This window comes from Actinopolymorpha pittospori, assembly GCF_014873875.1.
GTDB lineage: Bacteria > Actinomycetota > Actinomycetes > Propionibacteriales > Actinopolymorphaceae > Actinopolymorpha > Actinopolymorpha pittospori.
Genome location: NZ_JADBEM010000001.1, coordinates 5,329,227 through 5,344,152, shown reverse-complemented (window position 1 = coordinate 5,344,152; position 14,926 = coordinate 5,329,227). Strand labels below are relative to the sequence as shown.

The following is a 14,926-nucleotide window of genomic DNA, read 5'->3' as shown; positions in this document are numbered from 1 at the left end:
CGCTGTTCGTTCGACCATGATCGTCACCCGTGGCTTCCGATTCGACCATCGTCTGGCCGTCACCGGAACCTCACCGTCCGGTCACGGCAGCGGAATTCGCGGTCTTCGTCCCGCAGGGTCGCTAGCTGCTGGCGCTGGCGTAGGACCGAAGGCCGCGGCGCCACTGCGCACGCACGAGCAGCACCGCCACCACGGCGAGGCCGAGACCTCCCACGACCGGCAGCCATCCAAGGTCGCCGCGTAGGGCCCGCGCGGGGAACGTCGATGCGAACGCGACCGGGAACGCGAACGTGAGGAAGGCGCGAACGGCGGTCGGGAAGAACACCAGCGGGTACCGCCCCGACTCCAGCAGATTGGTGTAGAGGAAGGCGACGGGGTTCACCGACTGGAGCCAGAACGCGGTGAACGACATCGCGCACCACACGGTGGCGAGCAACACCGTCCCACAGGTGGCGAGCACCACCGCCTGGAGGATCTCGAGCGGGTTCGGGTTCGCACCCGACCGGATGAGCCCGAACACGAGCAGGAGCACCCCGCTCGCGACGTTGCCGAGTTCGGCGACGTTGACCCACCGCAGCGTCAGGTAGAACTGGCTCGACACCGGCCGAACGAGGACCGCGTCGAGCTCGCCCTCGGTGATGTAGGTCGTCATCCGCGTCAGGTTGGGCGCGACGAACGTGGCGAGGACCCCGGTGACGACCTGGTACAGGCCGACGAGCGTGATCACGTCCGGCTGGGTCCAGCCCCGCACGTCGTCGGTGTAGCCGTACAGCAACAGGATCGGCACGAGCGCAAGCCCGAGTTGCACCAGCCCGACGACCAACGTCGTCAGAAAGTGCGCACGGTAGTGCGTCTCGCGCACGATCGCCTGCGACACGAATCGTCGCCACAGCCGGACATGCCGCTCCTGCCGGTTCCACCAGGTGCGGTCGAGAGGTCGTCGCGCTTCCGCGTACGTACGGGTCCGCGTCGTCATGCGCCCACCGCCGAGTAGCCCCGGAGCCCGGCCGTCCACACGAGGCGGGCGAGGACACCGAACACGAGAACATAACCGAGCTGAACACCCATGCCGGTGAGGAGTTCGGCGCCCGACAGGTCACCGGCGAGGATCTCGACCGGAAACGACACCGTGTAGCGGAACGGCTGGATGTCGACGAAGCCCCGCGACCAGTCCGGCATCAGCGCGAGCGGAACGATCGAGCCGGACAGCACGTTCGCGATGAGCTGACGCGCCTGATGCAGGGCGGCCACGTCGTCCATCCAGAAGGCGAGCGAGGCGACCAGAATGTCGATCGTGAACACCAGCACGGCGGCGAGAACGATGCTTGTCGCGAACAGCGCCAGGTGACCGCCGCCGGCCGGGAAGTGCATCGAGTCGTGGAAGACCCACCAGAGCACACCGATCATCGGCAGCAGGGCGAAGGTCTTCATGACCTTCTCCGAGAGGTTGTTGGCGACGAAGGTCAGCAGCAGCGAGGCCGGCCGTACCATCCAGCTGGACAGCTTGCCGAGCCTGATGTCGCGCGCCAGGAAGGTCGTCAGCCACGACGAGGTGGCCATCGTGACGACGCTCAGCAGAACGAAGTAGGTCGTGACGAACTCCTCGTCAATCGGGAGTTGCGCGCCGTTCGCGAGCGCCGTTCGCCAGATGAGGAGCGAGATGATCGGCACACTGATGTTGGCCGCCATGTAGACGAGCCACTCGCCGCGGTACGTCAGGGACATGGCGATGTGGGCCGCGGTCATCCGGCGAAGGACGCGTGCGTGACGCCGGAAGGTCGTCATCGCGCCTCACCCGTGCCCAGGGCGTCACGCCGCAGGAACAGGTCACGCATGATGTCCTCGATGTCGGCGTCCGCGACGTCGAGGTCGACCAGCGGGCCGAGCCGAGCCAACTGCTCGAGCACGTCGCCGGTGCGTTCCCGTTCGACCTCCAGCCTGATGATCTGGTCCGAGCTGTGGTTCGAGACGACGACTCCCTCGACGCCGGCCAGTCGGCTGCCGTCGACGGTTCGCGCGTAGGTCGCCTGGACGAGCTTGCGCGGCCGCGCGGACCGGACGAGCCCACTCAGGCTGCCGTCGTACTGCAGTCGTCCGTGGTCGATGACCATCACCCGCGAGCAGAGCGCCTCGATGTCGTCCATGTCGTGGCTGGTGACGAGGATCGTGGTGTCGTGGCGTCGGGTGACCTCGGCGAGGAACGCGCGCACACGGGCCTTCGCCACGACGTCGAGGCCGATCGTCGGCTCGTCCAGGAAGAGAACCTCCGGGCGGTGGACGAGGGCCGCCATCAACTCGAGCTTCATCCGCTCGCCGAGGGAGACCTTGCGCACCTGCACGTTCAGCAGGTCCCGTACCTCGAGCAGGTCGGCCAACTCGGCGACGTTACGGTCGAACTCCGCGGTCGTCAGGTCGTACATGTCCTTGTGCAGGAGCAGACTCTCCATCGCCGGCACATCCCACCAGAGCATGGTCTTCTGGCCCATGACGAGGGCGATGCGGCGCAGGTAGTCGGGCTTGCGCTTCGACGGCGTGTGGCCGAGGACCTCCACTTCACCGGAGGTCGGGTAGAGCAGGCCGGAGAGCATCTTCAGCGTGGTGGTCTTGCCGGCGCCGTTCGGACCGAGCAGGCCGACGACCTCGCCACGCCCGATCGTGAAGTCGATGCGCTCGACCGCGAGGCGCGTCTCGTAGGTTCTGCGGACGAGACTTCGCAGGGCGCCGGCCAGGCCGGCACCTTGTTGGTGGAACGTGTAGGTCTTGGTGAGGCCAGCGACCGCGATGACGGCAGGCTGATCCAGGGGAGCGTGAACGGACGTCACGTGTGAGCACCGCTTCCGAGGTGTGATGGTGGTTCGGACCGGGCAGCGTCAATGCGCGGGGGGCGCAGAGCTGATCCACCAAATCTCGCCGGGCGGTGTCATACCCTGAGGCACTTCCGTGGTGCGGCTGCCACCTGCACATTAGGGCGCGTCGAGCGGCGAGGTCAATCCCGTTTACCTGGCCACCCCGACCCAGGCCGCACCGGCTCACCTCCACCTGCGACGCACCCTGCGACGCACCCAGCGACGCACCCAGCGACGCACTCCACGACGCATCCACGCCGCCAGCGGAGTCTCATTTGACGCCGTCCCACTGTTTACCTCCGCCACCGGAGTGAGATCTGCGGGAAACCTGGGAGGTGATCAGCTGACGCGCGGCGTTCCTAGCCTCTGGCCTGCGATGGATGCGTCACCTTCCGTGGCCGCTGGGCCACGGGAACCACCGGATCCCAAGGAGAGCATGTGAGTGCGTCGTTCAGCGGAGCGTGGCGGAGAAGACCGCTCGCCTTCGCGGTCGCCGTCCTCCTCGCCTGCGTCACCGTGACCGCTGCCCTGCTGCTCAACCAGCAAGGTGTCAGCGGCGCCGACGACGGCAACGGAAGCGGGGCCTTCACGAAAGTCGGAGACGGAACTCTCCCCACCACCAGGCCCGAACTCGGCTCTGGGCGCGACCCCCTCAGCACCGACGAGGTCGGCTACGCCATCCACGTCGCCACCTCGGACGCGTCCGCGGCCGGCGCCACCGACGTGAACGGCACCTCCGCGCCGGAGGTGCTCTACGTCGACCTCCCGGAGCAGGCCGTCAAGACCAAGGCCCGGAGCGCCCTCGTCGTTCTGTACGACTACGCGACCAACTCCGTCCTCAACCAGGTCGTCGACCTCGCGGCGGGCAAGGTCGCGACATCGACGAAGGGCACCAACCTGCAGCCGCCCACCACGAGCACCGAGGCGGACACCGCCATCGAGATCGCGATCCGTTCGGAGGAGGCGCTGTCGTTCAAGAAGGAGTTCGAGGCGTCTGAGGGTGTGCCGGTGATCTCCGCGGACCAGGTCGAGTACGTCGCCGGGTCCTGGGTCTACGACGGGACGACGAAGTCCGGTCAGGAGTGCGGCAAGCAGCGCTGCGCCCAACTGATGGTCTCCACGGCGAGCGGCACGTACCTCAGCACGTTCGACTTCGTCGTCAACCTGTCCACCAAGTCCGTCGTGGCGACCAAGTAAGGAGGGCGACCATCCATGCGTAGTACCCGAATGACGCGTCTTGTCGCCACGGCCGCGGCGCTGCTCGTCTCCGGCGCCGGACTCGCCGCCGCATCGCCGGTGGCTGTCGCCGACCAGCCCAACCTGGGTTGCGAGGAGAGCCAGATCGAGAAGGTCCTGGAGAACGGCGCCGCCTGGCGGATGTGCGCCCGCGTCCACCCGATCAAGGGCCTGGTCCTGGAGCGCATCGAGTTCAAACCGAAGACCGGTGACTACGAGTACGCCGGCTACAAGCGGGTCCTCGACCAGCTCAACATGGCCCAGCTCAACGTGCCGTACGACACCGGGCACGTGCAGTACAACGACATCACGTCGTACGGCTTCGGCAAGCAGTACCTCATGGCGCAGGTGCCCGAGGTCTGCAAGGGCGAGGCGCTCCCGGTGAGCCAGTCCTTCACCTACCAGAACAACCTCATCGAGCGGACGATCCCCGGCATCTGCGTCGACGAGGAGCCGGTCGGCCTCACCACCCACGCCCAGGAGACGCAGATCGGCGGCGGCGTTCTGTACGCCGAGCAGGGCACCGCGTTGACGGTCTCCTCGATCTCGAAGATCTCGTGGTACGAGTACCAGGAGCGGCTCGTCTTCGACGACCACGGCCAGATCGAGGTCGGGCTCGGCGCCACCGGTGACATCGCGCCGGGAACCCCCGGATCGAACTTCTTCGGGGTGGACCCGAAGGTGGGCTGGCCGCTGTCCGGGCCCACCACGGTCACGAACCCGGACGGTTCGACCTCGCAGATCCAGCACTACGCCGCCTCCCACTGGCACAACGCCATCTGGCGGGTCGACTTCGGCATCGACAAGGGCGAACTCCAGCAGGTCGAGCAGTGGGACTTCACCAGCCCTGGCGTCGGGGCGGGTGCCCCGATCGTCGAGGGGACAGGCACCACGAAGAGCCGGGCGTTCAACGCCGTCCCTGGTGACGGCAACGACCAGCTCACCTGGTGGCGGGTGCTGAACCCGAACTCGAAGAACAAGGACGGGCACCCCCGCTCGTACGAGATCGTGAACCGCAACGCCACGAACCAGCTGATCCCGGTGACCCAGCCGACCGTGACGTTCACCAACAGCCGGGCGTGTGAGGAGTACGCCTCGGCCAACCTCAACGCCGGCTGCCCGGGCAGGAACATCCTCGACTACGTGGCCGAGGACACGCACGAGCTCACCGACCCGGTGGCGTGGGTCAACGTCGGGTTCCACCACACCGACAAGGACGAGGACCAGAGCCCGATGCCGATCCACTGGCAGAAGTTCCAGCTGGTGCCGCGGGACTTCTTCGCCCAGTCGCCGTTCATCACCGAGGCGCGGTCCTGCGTCAACGGTCCGACCGGCGGCGCGGTGAACACCACGACCCGCCCCTGCATCGCCACCAACACCGCGCTGCCGACCATCACCCCGGCCTCCACGCCGGTCCGGGTGGGCACGCGGCTCACGGCGAGCCCGGGCACGTGGAACACCGCCCGCACCACGTGGAACTACTCCTACGTGTGGTTCCGCAACGGTGAGCCGATCGTCAACACCGCCGCGGACGGTACGCCGGCGCCGGCGGTCGGTGAGACGTACACACCGGTCAAGGCCGACGCGAGGAAGCAGATCACCGTCAAGGTGACGGCCTCGCAGACCGGCTATCCCTCCGGCACGGCGGAGTCCGCGCCGATCGCGGTCAAGGCCGGCCAGCCGGCCCGGTAAGCCAACGCGGTAGGCCAACGCCCTGAGGAGCGGCGGCATGGCGGTGGGGACGCGCGTCGTCTCCACCGCCTGTCCGCTCGCTCGTACCCGCGACGACGTCCCGACCTCTCCCCCACGTCTGGCGCCCACTCGTCGAACGAAGGAGCAGCACGTGTCCCGAACAGCCTGGCTCGGTGCGCTCGTCATCGCCCTGCTGACCGCGGGTTGTGGGGCGGCCGGGGCTGACACGACCGTCCAGCTTGGCGGAACCACCGCCACCGCGCCCGCCGCCAGGACCGTCGAACGTCCCTGGGGCACGGTCGCCGCCTTTCCGGAACTACGGCAGGCCGAGATCCCCGTGGCCGCCGACCGCGGATTCGTCGCCGACATGCTCACCCACCACCGCCAGGCGATCGAGTTGAGCGAGAACGTCCTCCGCCACGAGGGGCTCGACGAACGCGTCGCGGCGACGGCGCGCTACATCGCGGCGGACCAGAAGAACGAGATCGAGGTCATGACCACGTGGTCACGGGCGTGGGAGGAGTCGTTCCGGAAGTACGGCCACGGCGCGCACGCCCCCGCCATGCACGCCGCCCACGACAGCAGTTCGATGCCGGGCATGGTCGCGCCCGAGACGGTCGCACGGGTGCGGACGCTCCCACGGGAGGAGGCCCAGGTCGAGTTCCTGCGACTCATGGTCGAACACCACGAGGGCGCGGTCACCATGTCGCAGGACTACCTCGGGACCGACCACAACAGCTTCACGCGCACCATCGCCCAGCACATCATCCGCGAGCAGACGACCGAGATCACCTACATGCGTCGCCTCGCGGACTCGTTGTCCGGGGCCACCCCGGCATCCGGGGCCACCCCAACGCCCGGGGCCGGGGCACCGTGACCGCCCGGGCCGTCGCCAGTGCCTGGGTCACGATGACACCCAGGCGTCGGTCCGTGGTCGTGGCGGCCATCTGGATCGCGGTCGCATGGTGCGTGGTGACCGCCACGACAGGGATCACGGGGATCCGGCTGATGGGGGTCACGTCGAACTCGATGGCGCCGACGTTGCTGCAGGGAGACCATCTCCTCGTGGCGCGTGCCGGATCCCGGACCGCACGGCGAGGCGCGATCGTCGTGGTCCGCACACCCACTTCCTGGCGGGAGCCGCTCGCCCGGCTGCAGCGTACGGCCGTGGGAGCGGTGCCGGACCATCTCGTCAAGCGGGTCATCGGCGTCGGGGGCGACGTCGTCGCCTGCTGCCGGGCCGACGGTCAGCTGACCGTGAACGGAGTCCCGCTGGACGAGCCGTACCTTCCCCGGGCGGCCGGCTCCGCTGGCTCCGCGACGTTCGAGGTGACAGTACCGGCGGGCCACCTGTGGCTCATGGGCGACAACCGACCCGAATCCCTCGACTCCCGAGCGATGCGGGTCCAGGGTGCGGGCACGGTGCCGGCGGCACAGGTCCGTGCGCGGATACTCCTCACCTGGTGAGGTGCACGTCCGGCGCCGCCGGCTCGTCCTCGCCGTGGGCCGCCTGCAGGAGCGCGTGTACCCGAGGCCCCAGCATGAGCCCGGGGCCGCGGACGAGGTAGCCCTGCTCGACCAGATGCCGCACCAGGCGGTACGTCGTCGCCCGCGGCATCTGGAGGGTCTCGATCAGGGTCCGTGTGGTGACACCCGGACCGAGTCGAGCGACCGTCTCGAGAATGGCGAAGGCGCTGTCGACGGCCGCCGGCTGACGCCCCAGAAACACCTTCGACGTTTGGACGACAGTCATAGATCCTCCCCAAGGCAGCAAATGCACCGTATCACCAAGAAAAGGCAAAGGAAAGGCAATGAAGCAGGAATGGCGATGGCCGCTGCGATCACGTTCACCTTGGCCAGGAGCCGGGTTTCCAGGTACGCTCGGACAATTCGTTAAGGGGTTTTCCGACTCAAAGCAGCAATCAGGGTCATAACGCCAGCAGGTGCCTTGCGTGCATAATCGACATATTCGTCAGGTCGCGATCGTCGGCTTGCAGAACATCGCCGTCACGGCCGCCTACCTGGTCGGACGCTTCTGGGGACTCCAACTCTTCGCCGAGGGCGAATTCACGCGCGTCCTCTTTCCGGCTGCCGGTATCGCCGTTGCCGGGCTGATGATCTTTGGCTTGCGGGTCTGGCCGGGGACCTTTCTCGGCGCTCTCCTCACCTCCGAGACGCTCGGCCGACCCTTGCTGGACGGAGTGGCCCTCTCGCTGGCGACGACCGCCACGTATCCTGTCGTCTGCGCCCTTCTCCGAAGAGTCGACTTCCATACCCAACTCGACCGAATAAGGGACCTGCTGGCTTTGGTGGCCTTGGCAGCCGGTGTCGGGATGATCCCCGCCGCGGTCATTCGTACCAGCGTGGTTGTTCTGCTGGGAACCTCACCGCCGGCCGATTTCTGGGACCTGACACTGGTGACGTGGGTGAGCCTGGCAATGGGCGTTCTCGTCGTCACTCCGTTCCTCCTGGCGATACGGAGAATGCGATGGCCCCGTCACGTACGTCCGCTCCGCGCCCTGGAGGCGGTCGCACTCCTGGCGGGCACGGCCGCGCTCACGCTCGCGGTCACGATGGTCAGCCCGAACCGGCAGATGCTCTTCCTCGTCTTCCCTCCCCTCATCTGGGCAGCCTGGCGTTTCCAACTAGCTGGTTCCACGCCCAGCATCCTGATCGTCTCCGCCATCGCGGTCTATTCGATGTTCCATCTCCCGGCGCGGTTGGCGACAGACAACGACCTGATCACCCTGGAGGCCTTCGTCGCGACGGCGTCGCTTGCCACCCTCGCCCTCGCCGTTGCCGTGTCGGAACGCAACCGCGCGCAGGACCGGATCGCGAACGCTTCCATCGAACTCGTCCACGCGTTGAACAAGTTGGACGAGAGCGCCCGGCCACGCCAGGGGTAGGGACACGCGCGTCCTCGACACGCGAGGGCAACGGTCCGCGTCGTAGCAGGTGCACGCCGTACCGGCCTCGTGACAAACTCGTGACCAAACACGAGTGCGGTCAGGGGTTGCGAAGTCGCTCCCGCTCTGCCGGTGCGCCTCCGCCGCTGCCGGATCCGGCCGACCTGGCCCGGAGGACCCGCCCCGAGCGGAGCCGGCGCCATGGCCGCGGCCGTTTCTGGTCACGTCTCGGGCGATCCCCACAAACCCTCGGGCGCCCCTTGCTGACCTGCGGTTTCATCGCCGCCGGCACGCCGTCAGAACCCAGCCGACGAGGCCGAACCCCCCCGTGCGAGGGCGTTCCTACCGGAAACTGCAAGGGACATCTTGCCTATTTCAGTCAGCCATAATGGCGGCGCACCAGAGCTGGCACCCTGACAGCGTTAGTTCGAAGGAGATCCGATGACCGCGCCGACCAGCGCCAATGCCGTCCGTTCCGAGAGTCCGATCCGGATCCTGATCGTCGGCTGCGGCATCATCGGAAAGCACCACGCCATCGTCACCACCCGGCATCCCGACTTCGCGGTCACCGGCCTGCTCGACCCCAAGCCGGAAGCGACCAGCCAGGTAGCCGACGCCGTGGTGGCCGAGGGCGGCTCGCGACCCGTCGTCTACGGCTCGCTCGCCGAGGCGCTGCGCGACGGCGAGTTCGACCTGGCGGCGGTCTGCACCCCGAGCGGGATGCACATCGACCAGGCCGAGGAATGCCTCGCGGCGGGCGTGCACGTCGTGGTCGAGAAGCCGCTCGACGTGAGCGTTCAGCGTGGAGTCGAGTTCGCTCGCAAGGTCGCAGCGGCCGAGGAACGCGGCCAGGTGGTCAGCGTGATCAGCCAGCACCGGCTCGACCCCGCCAGCCAGGCCGTCCGAAAGGCGCTCGACGAGCAGCAACTGGGCACCATCACCTCGGCCGTGGCCACCATGGCGTGGTATCGCAGTCAGCAGTACTACGACTCGGGTGACTGGCGCGGCACGTGGGCGCTCGACGGCGGCGGCGCGGTGATGAACCAGGGTGTGCACACCGTCGACCTGCTGCGCTGGTTCCTCGGCCGTCCCGCCGAGATCTTCGCCCACACCGCCCAGCTCAGCCACGAGCGGATCGAGATCGAGGACACCGCGACCGCGACGATCAGGTTCGAGTCCGGCGCGCTCGCCGTACTCCACTGCACCACCGGCGCCTACCCCGGCCTCACGGCCCGGCTCCAGGTGCACGGCTCGCTCGGCTCGGCGATCATCGACAACGACGAACTCCGCTACCTGCACGCGGGTGACGGCGTCGTCGCCGACAACCTCCGCAGCGCTGCTGTCCGCGGCAACCAGGCCGAGGCGGCGGTCAAGGAACTCGACGACGAGTTCTCCGGCAGCCGCAACGACCCGGACACCTTCGTCAAGGGCCACCTGCGCCAGTACGACGACATCGCCACGGCGATCAAGAACGGCACCCGGCCGCTGGTCGACGTGCGGGAAGCACTGCTGTCGCTCGCGCTGGTCCGGGCGCTCTACGTGTCGGCGACGCTGGGCCAGCCCGTGATCTTCGAGGACATCCTCGAGGGCAAGTACGACGACGTCCAGGCCGTGGTCCCGGGCAGGCCCGGTGGCCAGGGAGCCCAAGAGTCCTGACCGGTCGTTTCCTGACCTGTCGTTCGCGGTCTGTCGCCGATGGTCGGTGCTGACGCGGGCGAAACGGGCGACGGCTCGGACCGCGCCGCGGGTGGTGGGCCCATGCCGGTGTCCCCACCCTTCCTCGACTTCGTGGTCGCCAACACGCAGGTGCGAGCGGTCGGCGGGTCACGGCAGGTCCGCGACGCCGGCTACACGCTGGTGCCGCGGACCGTGCCGGACTACAACCTCATCTTCGTCCGCCGCGGCCGGGTGACCTGGGTTCTTGGCGAGCGCACCCTGCCGCTGCGGGTCGGGGATCTCCTGGTCGTGCCGCCGGGCGTACCCCACTCGGCGACGTCCACGACGAGACGTGTGGTCCTCGGGTCGCTCCACGTCGAGGCGACCCTGACCGGTGGCCAGGACGTGTTCGACCTGCTGCGCCCACCGACACTTCGCGCGGTGCGGGCGGGCACCCGACTGGACGGCTACCTCCGCGCGCTGATCACCGAGTGGGACCGCCCCGCCGACGAGGTGCGCCTCGTTCTGCCGGCGTGGGCCCGTCTCGTGACCCTGGAACTCCTCCTGCACGATGCGGCCCTCGGCCTGCTACGCCCACGCCCCGTCGACCCCGTGGTGGCCGACGTGCTGGACGAACTGAACACGCGGTTGGCGCGCCGCACCAGTCTCGCCGAACTGGCGGAGCTGTCCGGCTTCAGTGGACAGCACCTCAACCGGGTGTTCGGGACGGTGCTCGGCCTGACCCCGTTGCAGTACCTCACCCGGCTCCGGATGGAACGCGCGGCGGCCATGCTGACCGACCGCCAGCTGACCATTCGGGTGATCGCCCGTGAGGTGGGCTACGAGGATCCGTACTACTTCAGTCGGGCGTTCAAGCACCACTTCGGCCGGAGCCCGAGTGAGTACCGACATCAGCTCGACCCGGGGAACCAGCCCTCCTGACGTCCCGGAAAAGACGGCCTGGTACGGACATCCTCGTCCCACCGTGACGCCGCGAAGTTCAGATTCTCCATCGTGACGTTCAAGGGCTCCATTCCGGATGCCTGCTTCTCCGCCTAGCGTGGACGCGGCACTGTCCCTGGCGCTGTCGGTTCGTGCGGCGTCGCACACCCATCGGAGGAACCGACCCATGACTGGCCAGTTGTCCACGGAACAGTGGGAGTCCTACGACGAGCACGGCTACGTCGTCCTCGACAAGGTGCTCGACGACGCCGACCTGCGCGCGCTGCAGCAGCGCATCGACGACATCATGCTCGGCCGTGCGGACCTCGACTACGACCGGATGCTGATGCAGCTCGACAGCAGCAGCGGCGCGTACGCCGACGCGGGTAAGCAGTCCAAGGGGTTCAAGGGCGCGACCCTCGACTACCGCAAGATCCAGGACCTCGAGTTCGACCCGCTGTTCCTCGCGTACATGCAGCGTCCGCTCTTCGCCGAGATCTGCCAGCGGGTCTACGGCGACATCCCGGTCACCGCGTTCCGGGCGATGTTCATGAACAAGCCGGCCCGGCACGGGACGTTCTTGCCGTGGCACCAGGACCGCTGGGCCTTCCTCGACCGCGATCCGCTCATCACCGTCTGGACCGCGCTCGACCCCGCCACCGTCGCCAACGGCTGCGTGCAGGTGATCCCGGGTAGCCACAAGTACGGCCTGATCAACCCCGAGCACGGTTCGGGTTTCCTCGACCGCGACCAGGCCACGACGTACTGCCCCGCCGAGAAGGTGACCCATCTCGAACTCGAGGCAGGTCAGGCCGTCCTGTTGCACAACTGGTTGGTGCACTCCTCCGACATCAACAACACCGAGATCTCCCGCCGCGCGTTCAGCGTGTGCTACATGGACGGCCGGACGCGGCACACGAAGGGCCGCGAGAACTACTCGCTGATCTTCGGCGAGGGTGCTCTCCAGCCGGGCGACCTGCAGGTCGCCGACACATCGCGGTAGGAGCCCCGCCGAGGCATCCGCGCGACGAGAGCCGAGGGGCGCCTCCCACAGCCGGGATCGCCCCTCGCTCGCGTGACGTCAGCGGCGAACCGCCTTCACCAGGAAGCGGTGATGGAGCACGACGAACGGCCCCTCCTCGCGAATCCGCGCGTCAAGCTCTCGCAGCGGACGGCCGTAGGTCGTGACGTCGAATCCGGGTACCTGCCACGACACGGCGCTGAGATGGAAGACGACCGCTCCGATGTCGCAGAAGGCGAACTCGGTGAAGGCTTCCTCGGCTTGGGCGATCTCGAACCCGTGTTGCTCGAGCGCGGCGACGGCATGGTCGAGCGTCGCGGACTCGGGGTACCTGGGCGGGGGGCCGCCGAGTGCGGTGTTGAGTTCGATGTCGTTGCGTCGTCCCACGCTCTGGTTCAGGTAGACCCCACCGGCCTGGAGGACCCGGCGTAGCTCGTTCGGATCGCAGGCACCGTGCCGGTTGAGTACGAGGGTGAACTCGGCGTCGTCGGCGGGCAGCGGTTCCCCCGATGCGCTTTGCCGTACGTCGACCCCAAGCGGTTCGAGGCGTTCGCGAGCGATCGGGACGTTCGGTTGCCACGCCTCGGTGGCGACGATGTGGGCCGGACGTCGCGCGTGCTTCGGCAGCATCGCGAGCACACCGGCCACCGTCTCGCCACCACCGGTGTCCACGTCGAGGAGCCTGGTCGATTCCGAGATCTCGGCACTGGCCAGGTCTTCGTAGGACCAAGGAATCTCACAGTCGCGCACCCGGTCCTTCAGGTAGCTGAAGTCCCAGCCACGAAACGGTGCCGCGAGGGCCTCGGACACCAGGTCTTCATAGGACAGGGCTTCTCGCATCCGTAGAAGCTAGTGTCACGTCGCGCGTCGACTCAACCGGTTTCACCCGACGGTCCCCGGTCCGTGCGGTAATTCGTTGGTGCCCTCTTGTGCCGCGCCGCTACTGTCTGCCGCGCAGCGCGACGGTGATCGAGTACTGCTCCGGAGGTCAGGGTTGGTCGCCATGCGAAGAGTCGTGATGGTCACGGGCATGCAGGCCGCTGGCAAGTCGACGATTGGGCCCCTGCTCGCGGCCCGCCTGGGTCCACTGTCCGCTGCCTTCGATGGCGATGTCTTCTACCGGATGGTCGCCGCCGGCAACGTCGACATGACTCCAGACCCCGACCCGGAGGCGGTCCGTCAGGTGCGGCTGCGATACGACGCGGCAGCGCTCGTCGCACAGCACTACGCAGAGGCGGGCTTCGATTTCGTCTACACCGACATCGTTCTGGGCGAAGATGTCACCAGGTGGATGGCGTGGATCAGGAACGCCGAGCGTCACCTGGTCGTTCTCGATCCGTCGGTCGAGGCCATCGTGGAGCGAGAGGTTCGCAGGGGCAAGACCTCTTACCGCGACTGGCACAAGCCCGGCATGACACTCACAGAGGCAGTCGCCTCGATGCGACTCGCACTCCGAGACACTCCGCGCCGCGGCTTGTGGCTCGATTCGAGCTCCCAAACGCCGGAAGAAACGGTGGCGGCGATCCTGAGCGATCTGACCGCGTCGCTGTACTAGCTCGCACCGCAAAGTCGGTGGAACGTCCTGCCACGGGCGCAGGGGCAGGGGGTACTCAACCTGTCTTGTGGGGTACCTGGATCCATCCGCCGACGTCTGTTCGTCCGCCGCGTTCGGCGGCTTGTCGGGCGCCTCTGTTGCGAGCGTGGACGGCGCCGACCAGTACGCGAGTCTCGTCCGGCAGTGCTCTCGCGAGCAGCGTCGTCAGGTGAGGTCCGTATCCGCGGCCGCGGAACTTCGTGGCCAGGACGAGTTCTTGGACGACGTAGGCCGGCATGCCCAGCGACTCGCCCTTGGTCCTCACGGACACATACCCCGCCCAGTGCCCCTCAACGGCGATGTCGAACAGAGTGCCTGCCCTCAGGCTCTGTTCGAGGGCCCTGCGGCTCGCGATCTGGGCTTGCTCCGCGTGCGCCCGGTGCTCGTGGTCGATGTCGTCGTAGGCCGCGCTGGCATCCTGGTAATGGTCCAGATCGCGTGTCGGCGTCAGCATCAGCTCCGATGGCACGGACTGTTCGAAGCCGGCACGGAGCCCTCCCACAGGCGCAGCGAGAAATCGTCTGTCGGGTCTGGTTCCGACGAATCGGCCGGGTGGCGCGGCACTCCACAGGCGCAGGTAGCGAGGACGAAGAGCTCCGAAGACCTCGGCGCCGGCACGCACCAGCACGGGCAGGTCATCACCCGTGAGCGGTCGACTCGTCACCGTTGCGTCCACGAACGGCTTGTTTGGATCTCCGCCCTCCCATCTCATGCTCAGCATTGCGTTCAGGTCATCGTTCGCGGCCGTCCAACGGTTGAGGAGTGCTTCGGCGGGGAGGCCGGGCGCAAACCTCTGTGCTCGCGACGCGGCGACATCCAGGTCGGTTGCCAGCTGCACGTCGTCGGCACATTGCTCGGCGAGCATGTTCAGCCGTACGGCATCGTCCACCCACAGTCGGGTCAAGGGATGCTGGGCGGCCAAGAAGCACCGTCCCAGCTCTCGCGCCGCCGGGATGCCCAGATCCATGGGTGGAACGCTAGCTCAGCGCGCGCCGAACGAATGCGTTCGAGGCCGATCTGCGGCCGGACCCCA

Annotated in this window: 15 protein-coding genes; 9 read left to right on the top strand and 6 right to left on the bottom strand. The window is 67.7% G+C overall.

Annotated features, from left to right (window positions below; genetic code table 11):
* Window positions 1-121 precede the first annotated feature (121 nt).
* Genes HEB94_RS25090 through HEB94_RS25080 form a run of 3 tightly spaced genes read right to left on the bottom strand, consistent with a single transcriptional unit; the run spans window position 122 to window position 2,822 of the window.
* Window positions 122-976 (bottom strand): ABC transporter permease, encoded by an 855-nt coding sequence (locus tag HEB94_RS25090; RefSeq protein WP_192752169.1) that lies wholly within the window; start codon window positions 974-976, stop codon window positions 122-124.
* Window positions 973-1,785 carry an ABC transporter permease gene (locus tag HEB94_RS25085; RefSeq protein ID WP_192752168.1) on the bottom strand — a complete coding sequence of 271 codons (813 nt, stop codon included), beginning with the start codon at window positions 1,783-1,785 and terminating at the stop codon, window positions 973-975. The genes HEB94_RS25090 and HEB94_RS25085 overlap by 4 nt, the downstream gene beginning before the upstream one ends.
* A complete protein-coding gene (locus HEB94_RS25080) occupies window positions 1,782-2,822 on the bottom strand; it encodes an ATP-binding cassette domain-containing protein (RefSeq protein ID WP_192752167.1) in 1,041 nt (346 codons plus the stop codon). Before HEB94_RS25080 ends, HEB94_RS25085 begins: the two co-directional genes overlap by 4 nt.
* A 462-nt stretch (window positions 2,823-3,284) precedes the next feature.
* On the opposite strand from HEB94_RS25080, the gene HEB94_RS25075 reads away from it, so the two are divergent.
* The 4 genes from HEB94_RS25075 to lepB all read left to right on the top strand — a co-directional run bounded on the left by HEB94_RS25075 (window position 3,285) and on the right by lepB (window position 7,241).
* Complete coding sequence (locus tag HEB94_RS25075) at window positions 3,285-4,043, top strand: hypothetical protein (RefSeq protein ID WP_192752166.1); 759 nt, start codon at window positions 3,285-3,287, stop codon at window positions 4,041-4,043.
* A gap of 15 nt (window positions 4,044-4,058) precedes the next feature.
* Window positions 4,059-5,774 (top strand): copper amine oxidase, encoded by a 1,716-nt coding sequence (locus tag HEB94_RS25070; protein WP_192752165.1) that lies wholly within the window; start codon window positions 4,059-4,061, stop codon window positions 5,772-5,774.
* A gap of 151 nt (window positions 5,775-5,925) precedes the next feature.
* Window positions 5,926-6,651, top strand: a complete 726-nt coding sequence (locus HEB94_RS52695) for a DUF305 domain-containing protein (protein ID WP_192752164.1) — start codon at window positions 5,926-5,928, stop codon at window positions 6,649-6,651.
* A 32-nt stretch (window positions 6,652-6,683) separates the two neighbouring features.
* A complete protein-coding gene (lepB, locus tag HEB94_RS25060) occupies window positions 6,684-7,241 on the top strand; it encodes a signal peptidase I (protein ID WP_273376325.1) in 558 nt (185 codons plus the stop codon).
* On the opposite strand, the gene HEB94_RS25055 is transcribed toward lepB, so the two are convergent.
* Window positions 7,231-7,527 carry a helix-turn-helix domain-containing protein gene (locus tag HEB94_RS25055; protein ID WP_192752162.1) on the bottom strand — a complete coding sequence of 99 codons (297 nt, stop codon included), beginning with the start codon at window positions 7,525-7,527 and terminating at the stop codon, window positions 7,231-7,233. The genes lepB and HEB94_RS25055 overlap by 11 nt on opposite strands.
* Before the next feature lie 199 nt (window positions 7,528-7,726).
* On the opposite strand from HEB94_RS25055, the gene HEB94_RS25050 reads away from it, so the two are divergent.
* From HEB94_RS25050 to HEB94_RS25035, 4 genes are all read left to right on the top strand, one after another.
* Window positions 7,727-8,680, top strand: coding sequence for an MASE1 domain-containing protein (locus HEB94_RS25050; protein WP_192752161.1), 954 nt, complete (start codon window positions 7,727-7,729; stop codon window positions 8,678-8,680).
* Between the two features lie 441 nt (window positions 8,681-9,121).
* Entirely contained in the window at window positions 9,122-10,336 is a 1,215-nt protein-coding gene (locus HEB94_RS25045; protein WP_192752160.1) for a Gfo/Idh/MocA family protein, read from the top strand.
* A 102-nt stretch (window positions 10,337-10,438) separates the two neighbouring features.
* A complete protein-coding gene (locus HEB94_RS25040) occupies window positions 10,439-11,278 on the top strand; it encodes a helix-turn-helix domain-containing protein (RefSeq protein ID WP_192752159.1) in 840 nt (279 codons plus the stop codon).
* A 187-nt stretch (window positions 11,279-11,465) separates the two neighbouring features.
* Entirely contained in the window at window positions 11,466-12,281 is an 816-nt protein-coding gene (locus tag HEB94_RS25035) for a phytanoyl-CoA dioxygenase family protein (protein WP_192752158.1), read from the top strand.
* Between the two features lie 78 nt (window positions 12,282-12,359).
* Here the strand turns inward: HEB94_RS25035 and HEB94_RS25030 are convergent, their stop codons facing one another.
* Complete coding sequence (locus HEB94_RS25030) at window positions 12,360-13,139, bottom strand: class I SAM-dependent methyltransferase (RefSeq protein ID WP_192752157.1); 780 nt, start codon at window positions 13,137-13,139, stop codon at window positions 12,360-12,362.
* A 163-nt stretch (window positions 13,140-13,302) separates the two neighbouring features.
* Here HEB94_RS25030 and HEB94_RS25025 point away from each other — a divergent pair, with 163 nt between their 5' ends.
* On the top strand, window positions 13,303-13,854 hold the full coding sequence (locus tag HEB94_RS25025) for an AAA family ATPase (RefSeq protein ID WP_192752156.1): 552 nt from the start codon (window positions 13,303-13,305) through the stop codon (window positions 13,852-13,854).
* A 55-nt stretch (window positions 13,855-13,909) separates the two neighbouring features.
* Here the strand turns inward: HEB94_RS25025 and HEB94_RS25020 are convergent, their stop codons facing one another.
* Window positions 13,910-14,860: a GNAT family N-acetyltransferase gene (locus tag HEB94_RS25020; protein WP_238361617.1), complete on the bottom strand. Its 951-nt coding sequence runs from the start codon at window positions 14,858-14,860 to the stop codon at window positions 13,910-13,912.
* Window positions 14,861-14,926 lie beyond the last annotated feature (66 nt).

What these genes read in the sequence shown, in the direction of transcription:
- HEB94_RS25045 (WP_192752160.1), top strand. Translation starts at nt 9,122, where the DNA reads ATGACCGCGCCGACCAGCGCCAATGCCGTCCGTTCCGAGAGTCCGATC.
- HEB94_RS25090 (WP_192752169.1), bottom strand. Translation starts at nt 976, where the DNA reads ATGACGACGCGGACCCGTACGTACGCGGAAGCGCGACGACCTCTCGAC.
- HEB94_RS25085 (WP_192752168.1), bottom strand. Translation starts at nt 1,785, where the DNA reads ATGACGACCTTCCGGCGTCACGCACGCGTCCTTCGCCGGATGACCGCG.
- HEB94_RS25035 (WP_192752158.1), top strand. Translation starts at nt 11,466, where the DNA reads ATGACTGGCCAGTTGTCCACGGAACAGTGGGAGTCCTACGACGAGCAC.
- HEB94_RS25040 (WP_192752159.1), top strand. Translation starts at nt 10,439, where the DNA reads ATGCCGGTGTCCCCACCCTTCCTCGACTTCGTGGTCGCCAACACGCAG.
- HEB94_RS25055 (WP_192752162.1), bottom strand. Translation starts at nt 7,527, where the DNA reads ATGACTGTCGTCCAAACGTCGAAGGTGTTTCTGGGGCGTCAGCCGGCG.
- HEB94_RS25070 (WP_192752165.1), top strand. Translation starts at nt 4,059, where the DNA reads ATGCGTAGTACCCGAATGACGCGTCTTGTCGCCACGGCCGCGGCGCTG.
- HEB94_RS25020 (WP_238361617.1), bottom strand. Translation starts at nt 14,860, where the DNA reads ATGGATCTGGGCATCCCGGCGGCGCGAGAGCTGGGACGGTGCTTCTTG.
- lepB (WP_273376325.1), top strand. Translation starts at nt 6,684, where the DNA reads ATGACACCCAGGCGTCGGTCCGTGGTCGTGGCGGCCATCTGGATCGCG.
- HEB94_RS25030 (WP_192752157.1), bottom strand. Translation starts at nt 13,139, where the DNA reads ATGCGAGAAGCCCTGTCCTATGAAGACCTGGTGTCCGAGGCCCTCGCG.
- HEB94_RS25025 (WP_192752156.1), top strand. Translation starts at nt 13,303, where the DNA reads ATGCGAAGAGTCGTGATGGTCACGGGCATGCAGGCCGCTGGCAAGTCG.